This window comes from uncultured Paracoccus sp. (genome assembly GCF_947487305.1).
Lineage (GTDB): Bacteria > Pseudomonadota > Alphaproteobacteria > Rhodobacterales > Rhodobacteraceae > Paracoccus.
In genome coordinates, this window is sequence record NZ_CANKWH010000003.1 from 251,680 (window position 1) to 272,146 (window position 20,467).

The 20,467-nt window shown below is 66.3% G+C and carries 22 protein-coding genes and 1 pseudogene; 9 read left to right on the forward strand and 14 right to left on the reverse strand.

Annotated elements, in window-relative coordinates; all coding sequences use genetic code 11:
- Positions 1–91 precede the first annotated feature (91 nt).
- A complete protein-coding gene (locus Q1A36_RS05935; RefSeq protein WP_299840977.1) occupies positions 92–442 on the forward strand; it encodes a DUF1304 domain-containing protein in 351 nt (116 codons plus the stop codon).
- Between the two features lie 3 nt (positions 443–445).
- Here Q1A36_RS05935 and smpB read toward each other — a convergent pair whose 3' ends face one another.
- Positions 446–922: an SsrA-binding protein SmpB gene (gene smpB / locus Q1A36_RS05940; protein ID WP_299840978.1), complete on the reverse strand. Its 477-nt coding sequence runs from the start codon at positions 920–922 to the stop codon at positions 446–448.
- Between the two features lie 78 nt (positions 923–1,000).
- Positions 1,001–1,783 carry a MaoC family dehydratase N-terminal domain-containing protein gene (locus Q1A36_RS05945; RefSeq protein ID WP_299840980.1) on the reverse strand — a complete coding sequence of 261 codons (783 nt, stop codon included), beginning with the start codon at positions 1,781–1,783 and terminating at the stop codon, positions 1,001–1,003.
- Between the two features lie 46 nt (positions 1,784–1,829).
- Here Q1A36_RS05945 and Q1A36_RS05950 point away from each other — a divergent pair, with 46 nt between their 5' ends.
- From Q1A36_RS05950 to Q1A36_RS05960, 3 genes are read left to right on the forward strand one after another with little or no spacing between them, the layout of a single operon-like run.
- Positions 1,830–2,264: a potassium channel family protein gene (locus Q1A36_RS05950; protein WP_232816503.1), complete on the forward strand. Its 435-nt coding sequence runs from the start codon at positions 1,830–1,832 to the stop codon at positions 2,262–2,264.
- The gene (locus Q1A36_RS05955) at positions 2,261–2,626 is read left to right on the forward strand and encodes a cupin domain-containing protein (RefSeq protein ID WP_299840984.1); all 366 of its coding nucleotides are present in this window, start codon (positions 2,261–2,263) and stop codon (positions 2,624–2,626) included. The genes Q1A36_RS05950 and Q1A36_RS05955 overlap by 4 nt, the downstream gene beginning before the upstream one ends.
- Entirely contained in the window at positions 2,623–3,612 is a 990-nt protein-coding gene (locus tag Q1A36_RS05960) for a P1 family peptidase (RefSeq protein ID WP_299840986.1), read from the forward strand. The genes Q1A36_RS05955 and Q1A36_RS05960 overlap by 4 nt, the downstream gene beginning before the upstream one ends.
- 64 nt (positions 3,613–3,676) lie before the next feature.
- Here the strand turns inward: Q1A36_RS05960 and Q1A36_RS05965 are convergent, their stop codons facing one another.
- Positions 3,677–4,339 carry a DUF1236 domain-containing protein gene (locus Q1A36_RS05965; RefSeq protein ID WP_299840988.1) on the reverse strand — a complete coding sequence of 221 codons (663 nt, stop codon included), beginning with the start codon at positions 4,337–4,339 and terminating at the stop codon, positions 3,677–3,679.
- 185 nt (positions 4,340–4,524) lie between these two features.
- Here Q1A36_RS05965 and Q1A36_RS05970 point away from each other — a divergent pair, with 185 nt between their 5' ends.
- A complete protein-coding gene (locus Q1A36_RS05970) occupies positions 4,525–5,997 on the forward strand; it encodes an NAD-dependent succinate-semialdehyde dehydrogenase (RefSeq protein WP_299840990.1) in 1,473 nt (490 codons plus the stop codon).
- Between the two features lie 104 nt (positions 5,998–6,101).
- Positions 6,102–6,356, forward strand: a complete 255-nt coding sequence (locus tag Q1A36_RS05975) for a GlsB/YeaQ/YmgE family stress response membrane protein (protein ID WP_299840991.1) — start codon at positions 6,102–6,104, stop codon at positions 6,354–6,356.
- 76 nt (positions 6,357–6,432) lie between these two features.
- On the opposite strand, the gene Q1A36_RS05980 is transcribed toward Q1A36_RS05975, so the two are convergent.
- From Q1A36_RS05980 to Q1A36_RS05990, 3 genes are all read right to left on the reverse strand, one after another.
- Positions 6,433–7,029 (reverse strand): DUF1190 domain-containing protein, encoded by a 597-nt coding sequence (locus Q1A36_RS05980; protein ID WP_299840995.1) that lies wholly within the window; start codon positions 7,027–7,029, stop codon positions 6,433–6,435.
- Positions 7,030–7,116: 87 nt separating this feature from the next.
- On the reverse strand, positions 7,117–8,334 hold the full coding sequence (locus tag Q1A36_RS05985) for a glutathionylspermidine synthase family protein (protein ID WP_299840997.1): 1,218 nt from the start codon (positions 8,332–8,334) through the stop codon (positions 7,117–7,119).
- Positions 8,334–9,089, reverse strand: a complete 756-nt coding sequence (locus tag Q1A36_RS05990) for a cell cycle transcriptional regulator TrcR (RefSeq protein ID WP_299840999.1) — start codon at positions 9,087–9,089, stop codon at positions 8,334–8,336. The genes Q1A36_RS05985 and Q1A36_RS05990 overlap by 1 nt, the downstream gene beginning before the upstream one ends.
- A gap of 219 nt (positions 9,090–9,308) precedes the next feature.
- Between Q1A36_RS05990 and Q1A36_RS05995 the strand changes: the two genes are divergently transcribed.
- Both Q1A36_RS05995 and gndA read left to right on the forward strand, forming a co-directional pair.
- Entirely contained in the window at positions 9,309–9,971 is a 663-nt protein-coding gene (locus Q1A36_RS05995) for a ribonuclease T2 (RefSeq protein ID WP_299841001.1), read from the forward strand.
- Between the two features lie 15 nt (positions 9,972–9,986).
- The gene (gene gndA / locus Q1A36_RS06000) at positions 9,987–11,387 is read left to right on the forward strand and encodes an NADP-dependent phosphogluconate dehydrogenase (protein ID WP_299841003.1); all 1,401 of its coding nucleotides are present in this window, start codon (positions 9,987–9,989) and stop codon (positions 11,385–11,387) included.
- A gap of 16 nt (positions 11,388–11,403) precedes the next feature.
- On the opposite strand, the gene Q1A36_RS06005 is transcribed toward gndA, so the two are convergent.
- From Q1A36_RS06005 to Q1A36_RS06015, 3 genes are all read right to left on the reverse strand, one after another.
- Entirely contained in the window at positions 11,404–12,630 is a 1,227-nt protein-coding gene (locus Q1A36_RS06005; protein WP_299841005.1) for an MFS transporter, read from the reverse strand.
- A gap of 133 nt (positions 12,631–12,763) precedes the next feature.
- Positions 12,764–13,753, reverse strand: coding sequence for an NAD(P)H-quinone oxidoreductase (locus Q1A36_RS06010; protein ID WP_299841007.1), 990 nt, complete (start codon positions 13,751–13,753; stop codon positions 12,764–12,766).
- Positions 13,753–14,409 carry a COQ9 family protein gene (locus Q1A36_RS06015; RefSeq protein ID WP_299841010.1) on the reverse strand — a complete coding sequence of 219 codons (657 nt, stop codon included), beginning with the start codon at positions 14,407–14,409 and terminating at the stop codon, positions 13,753–13,755. Before Q1A36_RS06015 ends, Q1A36_RS06010 begins: the two co-directional genes overlap by 1 nt.
- 99 nt (positions 14,410–14,508) lie before the next feature.
- Between Q1A36_RS06015 and rpsU the strand changes: the two genes are divergently transcribed.
- A complete protein-coding gene (rpsU, locus tag Q1A36_RS06020; RefSeq protein WP_022705914.1) occupies positions 14,509–14,715 on the forward strand; it encodes a 30S ribosomal protein S21 in 207 nt (68 codons plus the stop codon).
- A gap of 103 nt (positions 14,716–14,818) precedes the next feature.
- Here the strand turns inward: rpsU and Q1A36_RS06025 are convergent, their stop codons facing one another.
- The 5 genes and pseudogenes from Q1A36_RS06025 to Q1A36_RS06045 form a co-directional block, all read right to left on the reverse strand.
- Positions 14,819–14,968: a hypothetical protein gene (locus Q1A36_RS06025; protein WP_299841020.1), complete on the reverse strand. Its 150-nt coding sequence runs from the start codon at positions 14,966–14,968 to the stop codon at positions 14,819–14,821.
- An 11-nt stretch (positions 14,969–14,979) separates the two neighbouring features.
- Positions 14,980–16,452, reverse strand: coding sequence for a formate dehydrogenase subunit gamma (locus tag Q1A36_RS06030; protein WP_299841021.1), 1,473 nt, complete (start codon positions 16,450–16,452; stop codon positions 14,980–14,982).
- Positions 16,453–16,641: 189 nt separating this feature from the next.
- A pseudogene (gene fdh3B / locus Q1A36_RS06035) lies at positions 16,642–17,205 on the reverse strand (formate dehydrogenase FDH3 subunit beta); the annotation flags it as partial.
- 13 nt (positions 17,206–17,218) lie between these two features.
- The gene (locus Q1A36_RS06040; RefSeq protein WP_299841023.1) at positions 17,219–20,197 is read right to left on the reverse strand and encodes a formate dehydrogenase subunit alpha; all 2,979 of its coding nucleotides are present in this window, start codon (positions 20,195–20,197) and stop codon (positions 17,219–17,221) included.
- A gap of 51 nt (positions 20,198–20,248) precedes the next feature.
- Positions 20,249–20,446: a twin-arginine translocation signal domain-containing protein gene (locus Q1A36_RS06045; RefSeq protein ID WP_101753599.1), complete on the reverse strand. Its 198-nt coding sequence runs from the start codon at positions 20,444–20,446 to the stop codon at positions 20,249–20,251.
- Positions 20,447–20,467 lie beyond the last annotated feature (21 nt).

Genomic DNA, 20,467 nt, shown 5'->3' on the forward strand with positions numbered 1-20,467 from the left:
CGCTTTAACCGCCGCAGGGTAACGCTGCAATGCCAGCTTGCGCAGCGAGTTGCGACGGATAGACTTTCCGCCGGTCAAGGAGGAGAGTCCCATGCACCAGATCGGCCTGATCCTCGCGCTGATGATCGCGCTGCTGCACATCTGGATTCTGGTGATGGAGATGTTCCGGTGGGAACATCCCCGAACCCGCAAGGTCTTCGGCACCACGCCCGAGGTCGCGGCGCTGACCAAGAAGATGGCTGCCAATCAGGGGCTTTATAACGGCTTTCTGGCGACGGGGATCCTGTGGGGCTATCTGCGCCCGGATGACGGGATCATCCTGTTCTTCCTCGGCTGCATCGCCGTCGCCGGGAGCTATGGCGGCATCACCGTGAAACCGCGCATCGCCATGGTGCAGACGCTGCCGGCGGTGATCGTGATGGCGATGATCTGGCTAGGCTGAGGGTCAGCTGTTCTGCTTCAGCAACCGCTGCTTCTGGCGGCCCCAGTCGCGCTTGGCGCTGGTTTCACGCTTGTCGGCGACCTTCTTGCCCTTGGCGACGCCGATCTTCAGCTTCACCTTGCCGCGGTCGTTGAAATACATGACCAGCGGCACCAGCGTCATGCCCTCGCGCCCGATCGCCTGCCAGAGGCGCGACAATTCGCGCTTGCTGACCAGCAGTTTGCGGCGGCGGCGTTCGTCATGGCCGAAGACCCCGGCATTGGTCAGCGCCGAGATATAGCCGTTGATCAGCCACAGCTCGCCATCTTCCACATTGGCATAGCTTTCGGCGATGTTCGTCTGCCCGGTGCGCAGAGATTTCACCTCGGACCCGGTCAGCACGATGCCGACCTCGAGATCGCTCTCGATGAAATAGTCAAAGCGCGCCCGCCGGTTCTCGGCGACCACCTTGTAGTTCTTGTTTTCCGGTTCCTTGGCCATGCCGGTCAGATATGCGTCGCAGCGGCGTCTGTAAAGGCTGGCCGGATGGCGGCGCAGGGTGCGAGGGGCTCCGCTTTCTCAGCCCATCTCGCGGCGGGCCTCCATGCACAGCCGCCCGTCGGGTCCCGCCACCCACATCTCGTCCCCCGCGCGGCAGAAGCGCGCGGGCTCGACATCCATCAGCGCCGAGGTGCCGCGAAAGCTGAACCCCGCCATCCCCGGCCCGGCCATCAGCATCAGGTTCTGCGCCAGCAGCGGGCCATGAACGACCAGCCCGGCATAGCCTTCGACCCCGGTGGCGTAATCCCGGTCATAGTGGATGCGGTGGCCATTCAGCGTCAGCGCGGAATAGCGGAACAGCTCGACCGTGGAAAAGCGCCGCTCGACCGTCTCGTCAGCCTCAACCGGCGCGGGCTTCGGCTCGGCGGGTGCGCCGTCCACTGCCTCGGGGCGATAGACCAGGTCCTGTTCCTCGGTGACGCAGAGTCTGCCGTTCTGGATGATCTCGTTCCGCAGGGTGACAAAGGCCAGCGGCCCGCTGCGCCCCTGCTTCTCGGAGGTCTTCAAAAGCGTCGAGTGCTTCTCGGCCGGCACGCCCGCATGAAGATCGGCATGGAAGTGCAGCCGCCCGCCCGCCCACATCCGCCGGGGCAGGCCGAAATCCGGGATCAGACCGTCACCGCCCACCGCTGGATGACCATCCCGCCCCAGTTGCGGCTGCGGCTGCGGCTGCCAGAAATAGACGTGATGGGCGAAGGGCGGCAGCGCCTGGCCCGCGCGCCAGTCGATGCCAAGGGTGGCGGCCAGCGCCTCCATGCGCGCCGGGTCCATCGGATCGGTCAGGGAGATTGATTTCGTCATGCCGGGCAGGCTAGGCCAGAGCAGGCGCAGGGAAAAGGGGGCAAGGGTGCTGATCCAGATCGCCTTGGGGGCAGTGCTTTTGATGCTCAGCACGGTCATCGCGGGGGCCACGGCGCTGGCGATGCTGGGCTTTTTCCGCCGTCGGTCCGACTGGCTGGCGCGCGAGCCGCATGATCCGAAGCTGGTGGCGGCGCTGATGCTGGCCTCGCTCTGGGTGCTTCTGATCGTGACGCTCGGCGTCTGGGGCTGGGCGCTGACCTTCCATCTGCTCGGCATCTTTGCCAGTCTCGAGGAGGCGCTGTATTTCTCGCTGGTGGTGTTCACCACGCTGGGGTTCGGCGATGTGCTTCTGCCGCAGCAGTGGCGGCTTCTGGGCGGCCTAATGGCGGTGAACGGGCTTTTGAACATGGGCATGCTGACCGCCGTGATGATCGAGACGCTGCGCAGCATCCGCGCGCGGCAGAAGGGAGACTGGGAATGACCGAACGCAATGAGGTGGTGAACCTTGCCGAGAAGCTGGCCGGCTTCGAGGACCAGTGGAGCCCCAAGATCGTCGCCGCCTTCAATGGCCATGACGTGATGGTGGTGAAGGTCGAGGGCGAGTTCACCTGGCACGAGCACGCCGAGACCGACGACTTCTTCCTCGTGCTCAAGGGCCGGCTGGTGATCGACCTGCCCGAGGGTGCTTCGGTCACGCTGGCACCGGGCGAGATCTTCGTCGTGCCGCGCGGGGTGCAGCACCGGCCCCGCGCCGAGGAGGAAACCCATCTCTTGCTGATCGAGCCCGCCGGCACGCCGAATACCGGCGACCCCGCCACCGCCGCCCCCAAGGATCGCATATGAGGCCCGGCCCCCGGAACCTGATCACCGATGTCGCCGGTCTCAGGGTCGGCAATGCCACTGACGCCGGCTTGCGCTCGGGCGTGACGGTGCTGACCGCCGATGCGCCCTTTGCCGCTGCCGTGCAGGTCATGGGCGGCGCCCCCGGCACGCGCGAAACCGACCTGCTGGCCCCCGACAAGATGGTGCAGGCGGTGGATGCGCTGGTTCTCTCGGGCGGCAGCGCCTTTGGCCTTGCCGCCTGCGACGGGGTGATGGCGGGCCTGCGTGCGGCGGGACGCGGCTTCGAGGTCGGCCCGGTCCGCGTGCCCATCGTGCCCGGCGCCATCGTTTTCGACCTGTTGAATGGCGGCGACAAGGAGTGGCGCAGCAATCCCTATCCGGCCCTGGGCGAGGCGGCGTTCAGCGCGGCCTCGGACAGCTTTGCCATCGGCAGTCATGGCGCGGGAACCGGGGCGATGACGGGGCTGCTGAAGGGCGGACTCGGCTCGGCCTCGGCGGTGCTCGACTCGGGTTACACGGTTGGCGCGCTGGTGGTGGTGAATGCCCTCGGCTCGGCCACGGTGGGCGAAGGCCCGCAATTCTGGGCCGCGCCATGGGAACTCGGGGATGAGTTCGGCGGGTTGGGGCTGCCCCCGGATTTTCCGGCGGCGCAGGAACCCGCGCCGGGCAAGAGGCTGGGCGAGGCCACGACCATCGCCATCCTCGCCACCAATGCGGCGCTGGACAAGCCCGCGCTGCAGCGCATGGCGACGGCCGCGCATGATGGCATGGCCCGCGCGCTGGTGCCCAGCCACACGCCATTTGACGGCGATCTGATCTTTGCCGCTTCGACCGGGGCAAAGCCGCTAGCCGATCCGGCGGCCGACCCGTTCCTTCTGGGTCATGCGGCAGCCTCGGTTCTGGCCCGGGCCATCGCGCGCGGAGTCTACGCGGCCGAGCGAGCGGCGGGCGATCTGCAACCCTGCTGGCGCCAGCGATTCGGCTGAAGCAGCCACGAGAAAGGGCGGGACCATACGGCCCCGCCCCCGAGAGATCGCCAAGAGGGATAGCTTAGCGATAGATGTAAACGATCTTGCGGTCGTCCGGGTTCACCAGAACCGTCTGGCCGTTGATGTTCACATAGCGATAGTCGGCTTGATCGGGAACCTCGTAGAGGGTCACAGTCTCGGGAACACCCGCGCCGACGACAACTTCGCCATCCAGCACCACGGCTTCCTGCGGGTTCGCGACCACGTAGGTCTGAACCGCCGGGTCCGGGTCAGGCAGGCTGGCCGCAACGCCGCCCGCCGCCGCGCCGACGACCGCACCAAGCGGACCGGCGACCAGCGCGCCCATGGCTGCACCGGTGGCGCCGCCGACGGCCTGGTCCTGCCCGCTCGGCTCTTCGATGACCGGGGCTTCGATCACCGTGACGCCGATGGCCTGACGGTTCGGGTAGAGCGGCTGGAACTCTTCGCCGACCTTGGCGGCCAGATAGTCGCCATAGGCCCAGCCCGTCTGCTCGCCATGGGTGACTTCGCACCAGTTGGCGCTTTCGATGCACCCATTGACGGTGACTTCCTCGCCGCCGGGGATGACGCCCGAAACCGCGTGCTGGACGCCGGGGCCAGACCGCATGTTCAGATCGGTGCCGGCGGTTGCCATGGTCTGGGCAAAAGCCGCACCCGACAGCGTCAGGGCAGCAAGGGTGGTGGCGGTAAACAGCTTACGCATGGATAACTCCTCTACTGACTGTGGACCCGACTGCTCTCGGATCGTCGGGGCACCAACGGGCGGGCTTTCGCGGACGTTCCGGCACGTCCGTTCACGAAACCGTTTCCCGCGGTGATCACTATGCGCGCTTTGACAAGCTGCCCGCCGAGGATCATGGTGTCGCCGACGCATGAAAGGGCATCCCGATGAACAAGCACCTGACCGATCTGAAGACGCAGCTGAAGGACCCCTCGCTTCTGGAAACCCGCGCCTATCTGGCCGGCGAATGGGTCGATGCGAAGGATGGCAAGACCTTCCCGGTGATCAACCCGGCCCGGGGCGACGTGATTGCGGAGGTGGCCGATCTGAGCCGCGCCGAGGTCGCCCGCGCCATCGAGGCCGCCCATGCCGCGATGAAAGACTGGGCCGCCCGCCCCGCCAAGGAGCGCGCGAATATCCTGCGCAAGTGGTTCGACCTGATGATCGCCAATCAGGACGATCTGGGCCGCATCCTGACCGCCGAACAGGGCAAGCCGCTGGCCGAGGCCAAGGGCGAGATCGCCTATGGCGCCAGCTTCATCGAATGGTTCGGCGAGGAGGCCAAGCGCATCTACGGCGAAACCATCCCCGGCCACATGGCCGACAAGCGCCTGACCGTGATCCGCCAGCCTATCGGGGTTGCCTGCTCGATCACGCCGTGGAATTTCCCCAATGCCATGATCACCCGCAAATGCGGCCCGGCCCTTGCGGCGGGCTGCGGCTTCGTCGCCCGTCCGGCGGCGGAAACACCGCTCTCGGCGCTGGCGCTGGCGGTGCTGGGCGAACGTGCCGGCCTGCCCAGGGGCATCTTCAGCGTGGTCCCGTCCAGCCGCTCGTCCGAGATCGGCAAGGAGTTCTGCGAGAACCCGCTGGTGCGCAAGCTGACCTTCACCGGCTCGACCGAGGTTGGCCGCATCCTGCTGCGTCAGGCCGCCGATCAGGTGCTGAAATGCTCGATGGAACTGGGCGGCAATGCGCCCTTCATCGTCTTCGATGACGCCGATCTGGATGCCGCGGTCGAGGGCGCGATGGCGTCGAAATTCCGCAACAACGGCCAGACCTGCGTCTGTGCCAACCGCATCTATGTGCAGGCAGGGGTCTATGATGCCTTCGCGGCGAAGCTGGCGGCGGCGGTCGACAAGCTGCGCGTCGGCGACGGCATGGCCGAGGGCGTCACCACCGGCCCGCTGATCAACGAGGATGCGGTCGAGAAGATCGAGGAGCACATCAAGGATGTGGTCGATGGCGGCGGTAAGGTTGTCACCGGCGGCAAGCGCAAGGACGGGCTGTTCTTCGAGCCGACCGTGGTGACTGGCGTCACCGACGCGATGAAGGTCTCGACCGAGGAAACCTTTGGCCCGCTGGCGCCGCTCTTCCGCTTCGAGACCGAAGAGGAGGCCGTCGCGAAGGCCAACAACACCATCTTCGGTCTGGCCTCGTATTTCTATGCCCGCGACATTGGCCGCATCACCCGGGTTCAGGAGGCGCTGGAATACGGCATCGTCGGCGTGAACACCGGCATCATCTCGACCGAGGTCGCGCCCTTTGGCGGGGTCAAGCAGTCGGGCCTTGGCCGCGAGGGCAGCCGCCACGGCATCGAGGATTATCTGGAGCTGAAATATATCTGCCTGTCGATCTGAGGAAATTCGCGCCGAGGCGGGAACGGAAGCCCGGCTCCGCGCATTCCATATGCTGCAGGCGGCCCGGCGGGTGGCCTCGGGCAACATTTCTGGAAGGACGACCAATGGAAGGTTTCGGCTGGATTCTCTCGATCATTCTCGGCGCCATCGCCGGCTGGATCGCAGAAAAAATCATGGGCGGCAATCACGGGCTGCTGACCAACATCATCTTGGGCATCATCGGTGCGCTCTTGGGCAACTGGCTCTTCCGCGCGCTGTTCGACGCGACCGCCGGCGGGGCCATCGGTCAGGTGATCGTGGCGGTCATCGGTGCCTGCATCCTGATCTGGGCCGGCCGCATGGTGCGCGGCCGCGGCTGACGGATCGCCCCGGACAAGGAAAAGCCCGCCGCGAGGGATCGCGGCGGGCTTTTTCGTTGTGGGTGGCGTGCTTGCCTCAGCCGCCCACGCGCGCGCCGCCGGAGCGGCTGGTGGCCGTCTGCCCGAACCCGCCGCGCTGCGCGACCTGGGCGCGGCTCATCGGCGGCTGGCCCATGGTGGTGGGGGCTTTGGTAAAGGCGCCGGCCTGCATCTTGCCGGTGCCGTTATTGGTGGCCAGACGGGTATCGCCCGATGGCGTGGCAAAGCCGCCATTGGCGGTGCGCGACAGGGGCTGGCTCATCACCCCGCGGCTGCCTCCCAGGGCCGAGCCCAGAAGATAGCCCATCATCAGCGGCATGAAGATCGAACCCATGCCCCCGCCCGATTGCTGCGCCGCCGGATCGCCGCCGCAATTGCCGACGCCGTGCTGTTCCTCGCAGACCGCGAGACTGTCATAGCGCGGCGCGGTCTCCAGATGGTTCTGCTGCGCCTCGGCAAAGGCGGTCTTGCAGTCCTCGGCGGTGAAGAACAGGCTGCCCTGATCGGCGGCGGCGACACAGGACGCCTCGTCCGGGAAGGCGCTGGCATCGGTCTCCTGCGACTTGCAGCCGGCAAGGCCAAAGGCCGCGGCGCCAAGAATGGCCAGCGAGACATGGGCTGAGCGTTTGCGCATGATGAACCCTCCTGCTTTTAGATCATATAGGGGTGTGGGCGGCGGAATGTCACCCGACAACACGGTGAAGCGACATGTTGCCCGCCCTCACCCCCGGATAAAATGCGGCTTGAAGCGGGACAGGTCCTGCGTGATGCGGGCGCGGTCCTCGCGGACGCCCATGCCGACGCAGCTCCTGCCGACGATCCAGGCGCCGATGATGGGGCGGAAGCCATCGAAGATCGGCAGCGCGCGATACTCCTGCACGATCATCGGCTGGTCGTCATAGCTGCGGTCGGGGGCGGCCTCGGTTTCGCGGCCGTCTTCGACGATGCGGACCGAGGCGCCCTCGCGCGAGAAGATCGGCTTGATGACATGGCCCTGCGACACTCGAGCGGCGACAGCGTCGAAGCCCGGTGCCTTGGCTGCGCCGCGACCGGCCAGCGCATCGGCCACGTCATCGAGGAAGAAAGCCGGCAGCAGGTTCGGATGGTCAGGTGCAATCTGCCACATCACCGGCAGGATCGCCTTGTTCGAGACGAGTGCCTTCCAGGCCGGCTCGATCATCCGCAGGCCCGAGGTCCGCAGATGCGCCGAGAATTCGTCGCGCAGCAGGTCTTCCCACGGATAAAGCTTGAACAGCGTGCCGATCACCCGGTCCTCGCCATCGGCGAACTGGCCCTCGGTGGTCAGGCCGATGGATTCGAGATCAGTGTAATGCGCCCCCAGACCCGCCTCGCGCGCGGCCCAGGCCATGGCCTCGACGGTGGCGTAATCCTCGGGCAGGTCCTTCATCGCGGCGAAATGGATGTCGGTATCGGGCGCGGCCATCTCGCGCCAGCGCTCGACCAGCGCCTCGTGGATGCCGTTGAACTGGTCATCGCCCTGCTGCAGCACGCCCGCCGCGATCTGCTGTTCCAGCCACAGCCACTGGAAGGAGGCGCTTTCGTAAAGCGAGGTCGGCGTGTCGGCGTTGTATTCCAGCAGCACCGCCGGACCCTGCCCGTCATAGGCCAGGTCCATCCGGCCATAAAGTTCGGGCTCGCCCGCACGCCAACTGTCGGCGACGAGATCCCAATGGGCGCGGGGAATGCCCATGCGCTCCATCAAGCTTTCATCGCCGAGAACCCGGTCCACCGCCTCGCGCGCCAGCGCGTGAAGCTCGGTTGCGGGATCCTCGATCCGGTCTTCGATCTCGCTCAGCGTGAACTCATAGGCCGAGGATTCGTCCCAATAGGGCTCACCATGCATGTCGGCAAAGGTGAACCCCAGGTCTTCGGCTTCGGCGCGCCAGTCCGGGCGCTCGGGCAGGACGCGCTTTTCCATCAGCGGCGGCCGTTATCGTCCTCGTCGTCATCCTCGTCGGAATCGGGCAGGTTGAAGAAGCTGTCGGCGTCCAGCTCGCGCTGGGGTTCCTCGTCCTCGTCCTTGGTGAGGGTGAAGTTCTCGAGGCCCGCAATCGCGGTCGGCAGGCGCGGTTCCTCGCCCATGGCCAGCGAGGTTTCGGTCGAGACCAGCTTGCGGCGCTCGTCATCCGACATCACGCCACCCTCGGCGGCCTTCTTCTTCGCGGCCTTCTGCACGGCGCTGTCCAACTCGGTCTGCTTGGCGAGGCCGAGGGCCACCGGGTCGATCGGCTGGATATTGGCGATGTTCCAATGGGTCCGCTCGCGGATCGCCTGGATCGTCGGCTTGGTGGTGCCCACGAGCTTGGCGATCTGGGCATCGGCCAGTTCCGGGTGGAACTTGACCAGCCACAGGATCGCGGCCGGACGGTCCTGACGCTTCGACAGCGGGGTATAGCGCGGGCCGCGTCGCTTTTCCTCGCCATCGGCGGCAGGGTTGTGCTTCAGCTTCAGCCGATAGGTCGGGCTGGCTTCGCCCTTCTTGATCTCTTCGGGGTCAAGCTGGCTCGAGGCGACCGGGTCGAAGCCCTTGACACCCGCAGCCACGTCGCCATCGGCGATGCCCTGAACCTCAAGCTCGTGCATCCCGCAGAAATCGCCGATCTGCTTGAAGGTCAGCGTCGTGTTGTCGACCAGCCAAACGGCAGTGGCCCTGGCCATCAGCGGCTTGTTCATCGCGTTCTCCTTTGCATCTCATGCCCCCGAACATGGCTGGACTGGCCGGGAAAACGGCTTTTTGGCGGGTGCCATTCCATTTTCGGGGGGAATTGCCGGACTATATAGGCAATCGGGGCGGCAGAGAAAAGTGGATTCTGCGCACGATCGCCAGCGGGTGCTGGCCTTCGCCGCCGGGCTTTGCCATGGTGCCGGTAACAAATGGGTGGCAGGGGCAGTATGCGGCGAATTCTGAACGGCGCGATTCTGGGTGGCGCGATCCTGGCGAGCGCGATTCTGACCGGCGGGGCGGCACTGGCGCGCGAGCCGGTTGCGGGCGAGTTCGATTACTACGTGTTGTCGCTCAGCTGGTCCTCAGGCTGGTGCAGCGCCACAGGTGATTCCCGCGATGCCGAGCAGTGCGAACCGGGGCAGGGGATCGATTTCGTCGTCCACGGTCTCTGGCCGCAATATGAAAGCGGCTGGCCGCAGGATTGCCGCACCCGGGAACGCGATCCCGCGCGCCGGGAAAGTCAGGCGATGGAGGATGTGATGGGCTCGGGCGGGCTCGCCTGGTATCAGTGGCAGAAGCATGGCCGTTGCTCGGGCCTGTCGGCGCGCGGCTATTATCAGGCGATTCGCGATGCGGCGGAACTGATCGAGATCCCGGCGGTCTTCGATGACCTGACCCGCGATGTCCGGGTGCCGCCCGCTGTCATCGAGGAAGCCTTCATCGAGACCAATCCCGATCTGACCCGCGACGGCATCACCGTCACCTGTCAGGGCGAGGATCTGCAGGAGGTCCGCATCTGCCTGACCCGCGATCTCGAGCCGCGCGCCTGCGCTCCGGATGCGCGGCGCGATTGCAGCCGGAAATCCGTTTTGATGGAAAAGGTTCGCTAGGAAAGGACTATGGCGATGGGTAATTGCGATATCGGGCTGATCGGCCTTGGCACGATGGGCAGCGCGCTGGCGCTGAACATCGCCGAGAAGGGCTTTGACATTGCCGTCTTCAACCGCACCACCAGCACCACCCGCGAGTTTGCCGCCGAAGCCGGTCCGCTGGCCGATCGGATCACCCCGACCGAGTCACTTCAGGCGCTGGTCGAGGCGCTGAAGACCCCGCGGATGATCCTGTTGATGGTGCCGGCGGGCAAGGTGGTCGATGACCAGATCGCCGCACTGCTGCCGTTGCTTGGTCCCGATGACCTGATCATCGATGCGGGCAACGCCAATTTCAACGACACCAACCGCCGCATGGCCGAACTGCCGGGCCGTTTCCTCGGCATCGGCGTTTCCGGCGGCGAGGAGGGGGCGCGTCACGGCCCCTCGATCATGGGCGGCGGGCCGCGCGCGAACTGGGATCGCGCCGCGCCGATCCTGACCGCCATCGCCGCGCGCTACAAGGATCAGCCCTGTGCCGACTGGATGGGCGAGGACGGCGCCGGCCATTTCGTGAAAACTGTGCATAACGGCATCGAATATGCCGATATGCAGCTGATCGCCGAAGTCTATGGCATCATGCGCGACGGGCTGGGCATGGATTCCGCTGCCGTGGCTGAGGTGTTCCGGGGCTGGAACGAGGGCCCGCTGCAATCCTATCTGGTCGAGATCACCGCCGAGGTTGCCGCTGCCAGCGACGCCGCGACCGGCGGCCCGGTTCTCGACGTGATCGTCGATGCGGCGGGGCAGAAGGGCACCGGCCGCTGGACCGCGATCGAGGCGCAGCATCTGGGCGCGCCGATTCCGGTGATCGACGCCGCCGTGACCGCGCGCAACATCTCGGCCCTGCGCGCCCGCCGCGCCGAGATGCAGGCGATCTTTGGCGCGGCCCCGCAGCCGATCACCACGGATGCGCCGGAGATGGCGGTGCTGGAACAGGCGCTGATCTGCGGCAAGATCCTTTGCTATGACCAGGGTTTCGGCATGATCGCCGCCGCCAGCAAGCAGTTCGGCTGGTCGCTGAACGGCGCGGCCATCGCCCGGGTCTGGCGCGCGGGCTGCATCATCCGCTCGGCCATGCTGGATGACATGGCCTCGGCACTGGAGGCCGCGCCCGATGCGCCGCTGATGGCCGCGTCCACCTTCGCCGATCACCTGAAACGCACCGAGGGCGCGCTGCGCCGCGTCGTGGCGCTGGCGGCGCTGCACGGGATCGCGGTTCCGGCACATTCGGCGGCTCTGGCCTATTTCGACGCCATGCGCACGGCGCGCGGCACGGCGAACATGCTGCAGGGCCAGCGCGATTTCTTCGGTCGCCATGGGTTCGAGCGGCTGGATGACGGGTCGAAGGACCAGCATGGCCCTTGGGCGGGGTAGCGCCGGGGCTGTAGCTTCAGGCCGCGCTGCGCATCCGCGCCATGCCGCTGCGCGGGTGCATCCGGCCGGCCAGCGCGGCCATCGAGGCCATGCCAAGCGCGGTTGCAAGAAACACCAGCGGGATCGACTCGGTCAGGGTCAGGATGAGGAAGGCGATGCCCGGCGTCACGATGCCCGACACGTCCCGGAACGAGGTATAGACGGCGCTCATCTCGGTCCGCTCGGCCGGGCGCACGGCGGTCAGGAAGGGCAGCGAGCCATAGGCGTCGAGGCTGACGAGGAAGAACGAGGCGGCCAGGATCCCCGCCACCGCCGCCAAGGGCCACCAGGCGCCAAGCGCCGCCAGCGCAAAACACAGCGAGGCCGAGGCGAAGGAGATCGTCACCGCCCGGCGCAGCGTCACCCGCCGCTGCCATGTCAGCATCTGCGGCGCGAGGAACAGCATCAGGGACGAGAGCGCAAAGGCCAGCCCGCCGATGCGGTCGCCCAACCCCGCCTCGACGCAGAAGATCGGCAGGTAGACGACAAACACCCACCAACCCGACGAGCGGACCACCGCGAACAGCCACCCTGCCACCAGCCGCGGCTGTTGCAGGAAGCGGCCCAGATAGGCCAGCGGGTTGGTATGCGGCCTGCGGGCGCGGGCGATGGCTTTGCCATTGCCCATCCGAAGCCGCCAGAACTGAGTCAGCATCAACAGCGTGGCGAAGCCCGCGATGACGAAGGGCGCGGGTCGCCAATATTGCCACAGCACCACCGTCACCGCAGGACCGATGGCCCAGGGCAGGGCGGAATAGAACAGCCGCAGCGTCTCGGACCGGCCCAGATCGACGCGCGAGATATAGTCCATCAGGTAGGCATTGATGCAGATCTGGTTGGTGACGACGCCGAACCCCATCGCCAGCAGCGCCAGCGGCGTCAGCCACGCCCCGCCCGCAATCGCCAGCCCCATCGCCAGAAGATAGAAGCCTGCCGCCAGCGTATACATCCAGCGCCGCGGCATGATCCGGCCCAATGTGGGCACCGCGAGTCCCCAGATCAGCGAGGCGATGCCGACGAGGAAATAGGCCCAGCTGACCGCTTCCTTGCTGCCCAATTGGCTGTACATCTCGAGCGGCCAGATCGCCACCAGCGTGCCGCGCACGCAGGATTCGAGGCCCCCCAGCAAGGCGAAATCGCGGAAGCCGGGGGCGGGGCGGTGCAGGACGGGCTGAACCAGTGTGGAATTGGCGCGGTCGGGCATGACGCGGGTTTATCGAGCCTTTGCCGCCCTGTCCCACAGGCTTGCGACGGGGCCATGTCGCATTTGCGCATCGTGCAAAATTTTGACCGGCGCTTCCGAATGGCGGCGCCGGTCGCAGTTGGAAAACGGGGGGTCAGTCCCCCGCCACCTTCATCACGATCTTGCCGATATGCTGGCTGCTTTCCATGCGCTTATGCGCCTCGGCCGCCTGCTCATAGGGGAACTCGCTGTCGATCATCACCTTGACCTTGCCGCTTTCGACCAGCGGCCAGACATGGTCGCGCAGCTGGTCGGCAATCCGGGCCTTGGCGATGTCGCTCTGCGGGCGCAGGGTCGCGCCGGTCACGGTCAGCCGGCGGGTCATGATCGGGGCAAAGTTCAGTTCGACCTTGGGGCTCTCGAGGAAGGCGATCTGCACCAGCCGCCCGTCATCGGCCAGCGCCTTGATGTTGCGCGGGATATAGCTGCCGCCCACCATGTCGATGATCAGGTTCGCCCCGCCCTCGGCCTCCAGCGTGGTCACGAAATCCGCCTCGCGGTAGTTGATGGCGGTCGCGCCCAGCTTTTCGATCTCGGCGCATTTTTCTGCCGATCCGGCGGTGGCAAAGACCCGCGCGCCAAGCGCGACGGCGATCTGGATCGCCATGACCCCGATGCCCGAGGTGCCGCCATGGATCAGGAAGCGCTCGCCCGCCTGCAAGCCGCCGCGCATGACCATGGTCGACCAGACGGTATAGGCGGTCTCGGGCAGGCAGGCGGCCTCGCGCATCGACAGGCCCTTGGGGATGGCCAGCGCGTGATCGGCATTGCAGGTGACATATTCGGCATAGCCGCCGCCCGGCAGCAGCGCCGTGACCTTGTCGCCCTTCTTCCAGCGGGTGACGCCCGCGCCCAGTCCCACGACCTCGCCCGAGGCTTCCAGCCCCGGCAGGTCCGAGGCGCCGGCGGGCGGGCGATAGCTGCCCTTGCGCTGCAGCACATCGGGGCGGTTCACCCCGGCCCATTCGACCTTGATGAGGATCTGGTCGTGACCCGGCACCGGCACGGCGCGGCGGCGGGGTTGCAACACATCGGCCTCGCCGGGGGCGGTGATTTCGATGGCGGTCATGTCGTCGGGGATCATCAGTGTTCCTTTGTCTTTCCGGGCAGATCGCGGGGGCCGGGCGCGCGCATCCAGCCGGTGGCCAGATCGGTCAGGGCCGCGAGTCCCGGCACCTTGCGCGCCTGCGCCTTGAACTTCTCGAAGCCCATGACGTTCTCGATGCGGCGGTCGATGAAGGCGCGGGTCTCGGCCTTGCCCTCCGACTCGTCGCCCAGCCAATAAAGCACGGTCGAGCCCCAGACCGCCGACAGCGTCGCGCGCTTCGTGTACCAGTTCACGTCGCGCGAAGTATCGCCAAGGCCGTTCCAGATCGTGTCGGCGGTTTCCCAGACCAGCCGGGCGCCAAGTGCGGCGTGCTGGGGCAGGGACAGAACAGTCGCGCCCGCCCGCACCAGTTCGGGCTGCACCAATTCCAGCCGGTGCCAGATCGCCTGCGCCACCCGTTCGGCATAGCGGCCCTCGGGCGGGGTCTTCTCCATCCAGTCGCGCAACTCGGCATCGCCGCGCCGGTGATAGGCGGCGGCAAGGCTGGCGCCGCCCTCGGGGAAATGCACCCGCAGCATGTCGCGGCTGATGCCCAGTTCCTCGGCAGCCGCCGTCAGCGCCTTGTCGTTCATGCCGTCAAAGGGCACATGGGCCAATGCTGCGTTCAGCAGCCTGTCGCGTTCGTCTGTCATCTCGTCCTCAACCCCGGCTGGACAAAAGCGATTCCCGCTGGTAAGGGGACGCTTCCTGCAATCATTGCAACTCTAACCTAGGAAGGTGGTGACAACCACATGCAGGTCAACGTTCGCGACAATAACGTCGAACAGGCGCTTCGTGCTCTGAAGAAAAAGCTTCAGCGCGAGGGTGTTTTCCGTGAAATGAAGCTTCGGCAACATTTCGAGAAGCCGTCGGTCAAGAAAGCCCGTGAAAAGGCCGAGGCCGTCCGCCGCGCCCGCAAGCTGGCTCGTAAAAAAGCTCAGCGCGAAGGCGCCCTTTAAGGGCCCTCGACAAGGCGCCGTAAGACGCGCGGACCGGAAAGGTTCAGAAAACCCCCGCGGCCCATGGTCGCGGGGGTTTTTCGTTGTCGGAGAGAAGGGGGCGTTACCGGTTGACCGGCTCGCCCTGCAGCCGCACCGCGCCGCCGCCGGCCTGCCAGGCCTCGGCGGTGCTGTGGCCGACGCTGTTCAGCCCCACGGCGGCCATCACCCCGATCACCGCGATGGCCAGAAAGGCCGTGTACATCGCCTTCATGTCGCGTCCTCCTAGCTGTGCCGCGTCGTGGCCTGCCCCTGCGGGGGCGGGATATGTTCATGCGCGCTGCGGCCGGTGACTTCCTCGTACCAGAGGTCGTGGTGTTCGCGCGCCCACTGCACCTCGACATCGCCCGAACCCATCGCGTCGAACGCGCCCTGCATCCCGATCGTGCCGATGTAGATGTGGCAGAAAATGATCGCGATATAGAGGAAGGCGACGATGGCGTGCCAGGTCTGGGCCAGCTGCATCTCGTGCTGCGGCGCCATGGTCTCGGGCAGGCTGGTGCCGAGCATGCCGTTGATGAAGCCGAAGGTGTGGCTGAACAGGTGGAAGTCGAAGGGGAACATCAGCGACAGTCCCGAGACCGAGATCGATGCCCCCAGGATGATCACCGACCAGAAGACCATCTTCTGCCCAGCATTGAACTTCCACGCATGGACATGGGTGCCCTTGCTGAAAAGCCCGCCGCCCTTCGCCAGCCAGCGCAGGTCGGTCATGTTCGGGATGTTCTGCGCCACCCACATGACGAAGATCATCACCAGACCCAGCATGAAGGCCCAGGACACGTTGTTGTGGACCCATTTGCTGACGGTGGCGATGGGCGAATAGATCTGGTGCCCGAAAAGCGGGATCAGCGCCACCCGCCCGAACAAGACCAGAAGGCCGGTGATTGCCAGCAGGATGAAGCTGCCCGCCGTCAGCCAGTGGCCGAAGCGTTCGATGAAGGCGAAGCGCTCGATCAGCCGGCCGGTCGCGTGGCCCTCGATGCGGATGCGGCCACGGATCAGGAAGAACAGTGCCAGCGCCGCCAGCGTCCCGAGCAGCAGCCACCCGCCCCATTGCAGCATCGCGCCATGGCGGAAGGTCAGCCAGGGCATCCCGGCATCCTGGATCAGCGTCGCCGTTGCCGGGCCGCGAACCTGGGTGTCGATGGCGGCACGACCCTCGCGGATGGCGGACCAGATCTCGGCGTCGTTATGGGCCCCGCCGATGGACAGGGCACCGACCGTCGCCTCGGGATTGGCGGCCGAGGGCGCGAGCGCGGGATCGGCCGCCTGTGTAACCGGCGGCGTCGATTGCGCATCGCCGCGCATCAGCTGGCCCAGCAGTTGCAGGCCCGATTCCTGCGCGGGAAGTTCGCGCGACATGACATCGGCAAAGCTGTCGGCGACCATCCCGGCATCGGCCGGATCGTCGACCCGCACCGAGGACGACCCGGTATCAGCCGAAGGACCGGCCATCCGCGTGACCTGCCATTCGTCGCGGGGCAGGGGCGCCGGGGCCGGGATGATCTCGCGCGGGGGATCCAGGCGGACGGTCGACGAGGGTGGCTCGATCGGTTCCATCAGCGTCGGGTCCTGCACGTCGCGGCCGAAGTCACCCTCGTTGACCTGAACCTGCTGCGCGGCGGCGGGCAGGACCAGCAGGACGGCAAGCCCGGCAGCTGCGGCGATGCGGCGAAGAAGCGCGGGAGGTCTCATGATCGCCCCTCCCTATTCGCCCTTGCTGGGCTGTTCCAGCACGCGCGGCGGCAGGCTGGCCGGGTCGATCTTCGACATCGAGCCGACGCCTGCCGGGTTGCGCACCGGCGAGCCGGTGTTGCGCGCCGGGCTGTCGGTGCGGGGCGAGGTCGGCAGTGCCGCCAGATCGTTGTCGCCATAAGCCTGCTGCCAGCCCCAGGCGCCGGTGCCGAAGCCCCGGGCGATCACCCGCTCGCGGTAGATGTCGCTGACCTGGTCGGCGTCACCTGCCAACAGTGCCTTGGTCGAGCACATCTCGGCGCAGATCGGCAGCTTGCCCTCGGCAATGCGGTTGCGACCGTATTTCTGGAACTCGGCCTCGGAATTGTCGGGCTCGGGCCCGCCGGCGCAGAATGTGCATTTGTCCATCTTGCCGCGGCTGCCGAAATTCGTGGCCTTCGGGTATTGCGGCGCGCCGAAGGGGCAGGCGTAGAAGCAATAGCCGCAGCCGATGCACAGATCCTTGCTGTGCAGCACGATCCCGTCGGGTGTCTGGTAGAAGCAATCGACCGGGCAGACCGCCATGCAGGGCGCGTCCGAGCAATGCATGCAGGCGACCGAGATCGACCGTTCGCCCGGCTTGCCGTCATTCACCGTCACCACCCGGCGGCGGTTGATGCCCCAGGGAATCTCGTGTTCGTTCTTGCAGGCCGTCACGCAGGCATTGCATTCGATGCAGCGTTCGGCGTCACACAGAAATTTCGCTCGTGCCATTTCCGTTTTCTCCCTACGCGGCCGTGATCTTGCAGAGCGTGGCCTTGGTTTCCTGCATCTGGGTCACCGAGTCATAGCCATAGGTCTGCGCGGTATTGGTGGATTCCCCCAGAACGATCGGGTCGGCGCCCTCGGGGTATTTCGATCGGAGGTCGGCGCCTTCGTAGAAGCCGCCGAAGTGGAAGGGCATGAAGGCCACGCCCGCGCCCACCCGTTCTGTCACCATCGCCTTCACCCGGACCTTGCCGCCCTCGGGGCCTTCGACCCAGACCTGCTGGCCGTCATGGATGCCGCGATCACCCGCGTCCTTGGGGTTGATCTCGACGAACATCTCTTGCTGCAATTCCGCCAGCCAGGGGTTCGAGCGCGTCTCGTCGCCGCCGCCCTCGTATTCCACCAACCGGCCCGAGGTCAGGATGATCGGGAAATCGGTCGAGAAATCCTTGCTCTGGATCGAGGCATAGAGCGTCGGCAGGCGATAGAAGAAGCGGTCCGAATAGGTCGGGTAATCGGCCACCAGGTCGCGCCGGCTGGTATAGAGCGGCTCGCGATGCAGCGGGATCGGGTCGGGGAAGGTCCAGACATTGCAGCGCGCCTTGGCATTGCCGAAGGGGGCGCATTCATGCAGGATCGCCACCCGCTGGATGCCGCCCGACAGGTCGGTCTTCCAGTTGATCGCACTGGCCCGGGCGTCGTAATCCGAGGGCACCGACATGCCTTCGGCCTCGCCCACCTCTTCCCAATTGCCCTGCATCGATTCGATGCCAGCAACCTTGCCGATCATGTAGCGCTCGTATTCGGTCAGGTCGGTGTGCCAGCCCAGTTGCACCAGCATCTCGTAGGTGAATTCGGGATAGCCGTCCTGGATCTCGGAATCCTTGGAATAGACCCCCTCGGCCAGCAGGTTCTCGCCATCGCGCTCGACGCCGAAGCGGGCGCGGAAAGTAAGCCCGCCCTGGCTGACCGGGATCGACATGTCGTAAAGGTTCGCCGTGCCCGGATGCTTCATCTCGGGCGTGCCCCAGCACGGCCAGGGCATGCCGTAGAACTCGCCATCGCAAGGCCCGCCCGAGGCGCGCAGGGTGGTGCGGTCGAAGGTATGCTGGTTCTGCATGTGAAGCCGCATCCGCTCGGGCGACTGGCCGGTATAGCCGATGGTCCACATGCCACGGTTGAATTCGCGGGTGATGTCCTCGACCACCGGCTCGTCGCCTTCGACCGCGATATTGCGCAACAGCCGGTCGGTGAAGCCGAACTTGTCGGCGAAGAGCTTCATGATCGTGTGGTCGGGCTTGCTCTCGAACATCGGCGCCATGACCTGCTCGCGCCATTGCAGCGAGCGGTTCGAGGCAGTGACCGAGCCGCGGGTCTCGAACTGGGTCGAGGCCGGCAGCAGATAGACGCCATCGGTCCGGTCCGACAGCACGGCGGAAATGGTCGGATGCGGGTCGACCACGACCAGCAGCTCCAGCTTCTCCATCGCCGTCTTCATCTCGGTCATGCGGGTCTGGCTGTTCGGGGCATGGCCCCAGAAAACCATGGCCTTCACGTCATCGGGCTGGCCCATGTTCGCGGGGTCTTCCAGGACACCGTCGATCCAGCGGCTGACCGGGATGCCGTTCTCGTTCATCAGGGGCTTGTCCTTGCCCTCGGCATCCTTGACCACGGCAAAACGCGATTTCAGCCAGGCCAGATCCTCGCCCCAGACCCGGCACCAATGCGCCCAGGCCCCGTCGGTCAGCCCGTAATAGCCGGGCGTGTCATGGGACAGCACGCCCACATCGGTCGCGCCCTGAACATTGTCATGACCGCGGAAGATATTGGTGCCGCCGCCCGAGATGCCCATGTTCCCCAGCGCCAGCTGCAGGATGCAATAGGCGCGGGTGTTGTTGTTGCCGGTGGTGTGCTGGGTGCCGCCCATGCACCAGATCAGCGTGCCCGGCCGGTTCTCGGCCATCAGCCGGGCGACGCGCTGGACCTGCTCGCCGGGAACGCCGGTCACGCGTTCGCATTCCGCCGGGTGCCAGCGGGCAACCTCGTCGCGCACCTGGTCCATGCCCCAGACACGGGTTCGGATGAACTCGGCATCCTCCCAGCCATTCTCGAAGACATGCCAGAGGATGCCCCAGACCAGCGCCACGTCCGAGCCGGGGCGGATGCGGACATATTCGTCGGCATGAGCGGCGGTGCGGGTAAAGCGCGGGTCGCAGACGATCAGCGGCGCGTTGTTTTCTTCCTTGCCCTTCAGCACATGCTGCAGGCTGACCGGATGCGCCTCGGCCGGGTTGCCACCGATGATCAGGATCGATTTCGACTTGTGGATGTCGTTATAGCTGTTGGTCATCGCGCCATAGCCCCAGGTGTTGGCAACACCCGCGACCGTGGTGGAATGACAGATCCGCGCCTGGTGGTCGACATTGTTCGTGCCCCAATAGGCGGCGAACTTGCGGAACAGATAGGCCTGTTCGTTGCTGTGCTTGGCGCTGCCCAGCCAATAGACGCTGTCCGGCCCGTTGGTCTCGCGGATCGACAGCATCTGGTCGCCGACCTCGTTGATGGCGTCCTCCCAGCTGATCCGCTGCCATTCCCCGCCGACCAGCTTCATCGGGTATTTCAGCCGCCGCTCGCCATGCGCGTGCTCGCGGACCGAGGCGCCCTTGGCGCAATGCGCGCCCAGATTGAAGGGGCTGTCAAAGGCCGGTTCCTGCCCGATCCAGACCCCGTCCTGCACCTCGGCCAGAACCGTGCAGCCGACCGAGCAATGGGTGCAGACCGACTTGATCGTCTGTATCTCGCCCCCGGCCGCCGCCGCTTCCTGCGCCGTGGCCGGTCGCACCGTCCCGGCCATGCCGCCAAGCGCCGCGATCCCGCCCACCGCAAGACCCGAGCGTTTCAGGAAGCTCCGCCGGTCCAGGGGTGTCTCGCCAAGGGCGGTGACGAAGGCGGGGGCATCGCTGCGGCGCGGGGCGCCATTGGTCTTGCGTTTCAGCATGGGTCTTGTCCTTGGCTGTGCCGGGGCATCCGGCAGGGCTGGGATGGGCGGTCAGAAGCGGGCGAGCTGGTAATAGGTCCGGGTATGCGCGGTGTCCTGCATGCAGGCATCACCGCGATCCGAGCGTTTGACCTCGGGCGCAGCCTCGGCCTCGCCGGGCGCGATGGCGGCCACGGCAACGGCAGCCGGCGCGGCGGTGCCGGCCAGTTTCAGAAAGGCGCGGCGGGTGGAGGGTTTTGGCTGGCTCATGGCTGGCTCCTTTCCGTTGAT

What these genes read in the sequence shown, in the direction of transcription:
- Q1A36_RS05935 (WP_299840977.1), top strand. Translation starts at nt 92, where the DNA reads ATGCACCAGATCGGCCTGATCCTCGCGCTGATGATCGCGCTGCTGCAC.
- smpB (WP_299840978.1), bottom strand. Translation starts at nt 922, where the DNA reads ATGGCCAAGGAACCGGAAAACAAGAACTACAAGGTGGTCGCCGAGAAC.
- Q1A36_RS05945 (WP_299840980.1), bottom strand. Translation starts at nt 1,783, where the DNA reads ATGACGAAATCAATCTCCCTGACCGATCCGATGGACCCGGCGCGCATG.
- Q1A36_RS05955 (WP_299840984.1), top strand. Translation starts at nt 2,261, where the DNA reads ATGACCGAACGCAATGAGGTGGTGAACCTTGCCGAGAAGCTGGCCGGC.
- Q1A36_RS05960 (WP_299840986.1), top strand. Translation starts at nt 2,623, where the DNA reads ATGAGGCCCGGCCCCCGGAACCTGATCACCGATGTCGCCGGTCTCAGG.
- Q1A36_RS05965 (WP_299840988.1), bottom strand. Translation starts at nt 4,339, where the DNA reads ATGCGTAAGCTGTTTACCGCCACCACCCTTGCTGCCCTGACGCTGTCG.
- Q1A36_RS05970 (WP_299840990.1), top strand. Translation starts at nt 4,525, where the DNA reads ATGAACAAGCACCTGACCGATCTGAAGACGCAGCTGAAGGACCCCTCG.
- Q1A36_RS05975 (WP_299840991.1), top strand. Translation starts at nt 6,102, where the DNA reads ATGGAAGGTTTCGGCTGGATTCTCTCGATCATTCTCGGCGCCATCGCC.
- Q1A36_RS05980 (WP_299840995.1), bottom strand. Translation starts at nt 7,029, where the DNA reads ATGCGCAAACGCTCAGCCCATGTCTCGCTGGCCATTCTTGGCGCCGCG.
- Q1A36_RS05985 (WP_299840997.1), bottom strand. Translation starts at nt 8,334, where the DNA reads ATGGAAAAGCGCGTCCTGCCCGAGCGCCCGGACTGGCGCGCCGAAGCC.
- Q1A36_RS05990 (WP_299840999.1), bottom strand. Translation starts at nt 9,089, where the DNA reads ATGAACAAGCCGCTGATGGCCAGGGCCACTGCCGTTTGGCTGGTCGAC.
- Q1A36_RS05995 (WP_299841001.1), top strand. Translation starts at nt 9,309, where the DNA reads ATGCGGCGAATTCTGAACGGCGCGATTCTGGGTGGCGCGATCCTGGCG.
- gndA (WP_299841003.1), top strand. Translation starts at nt 9,987, where the DNA reads ATGGGTAATTGCGATATCGGGCTGATCGGCCTTGGCACGATGGGCAGC.
- Q1A36_RS06005 (WP_299841005.1), bottom strand. Translation starts at nt 12,630, where the DNA reads ATGCCCGACCGCGCCAATTCCACACTGGTTCAGCCCGTCCTGCACCGC.
- Q1A36_RS06010 (WP_299841007.1), bottom strand. Translation starts at nt 13,753, where the DNA reads ATGATCCCCGACGACATGACCGCCATCGAAATCACCGCCCCCGGCGAG.
- Q1A36_RS06015 (WP_299841010.1), bottom strand. Translation starts at nt 14,409, where the DNA reads ATGACAGACGAACGCGACAGGCTGCTGAACGCAGCATTGGCCCATGTG.
- rpsU (WP_022705914.1), top strand. Translation starts at nt 14,509, where the DNA reads ATGCAGGTCAACGTTCGCGACAATAACGTCGAACAGGCGCTTCGTGCT.
- Q1A36_RS06025 (WP_299841020.1), bottom strand. Translation starts at nt 14,968, where the DNA reads ATGAAGGCGATGTACACGGCCTTTCTGGCCATCGCGGTGATCGGGGTG.
- Q1A36_RS06030 (WP_299841021.1), bottom strand. Translation starts at nt 16,452, where the DNA reads ATGAGACCTCCCGCGCTTCTTCGCCGCATCGCCGCAGCTGCCGGGCTT.
- Q1A36_RS06040 (WP_299841023.1), bottom strand. Translation starts at nt 20,197, where the DNA reads ATGCTGAAACGCAAGACCAATGGCGCCCCGCGCCGCAGCGATGCCCCC.
- Q1A36_RS06045 (WP_101753599.1), bottom strand. Translation starts at nt 20,446, where the DNA reads ATGAGCCAGCCAAAACCCTCCACCCGCCGCGCCTTTCTGAAACTGGCC.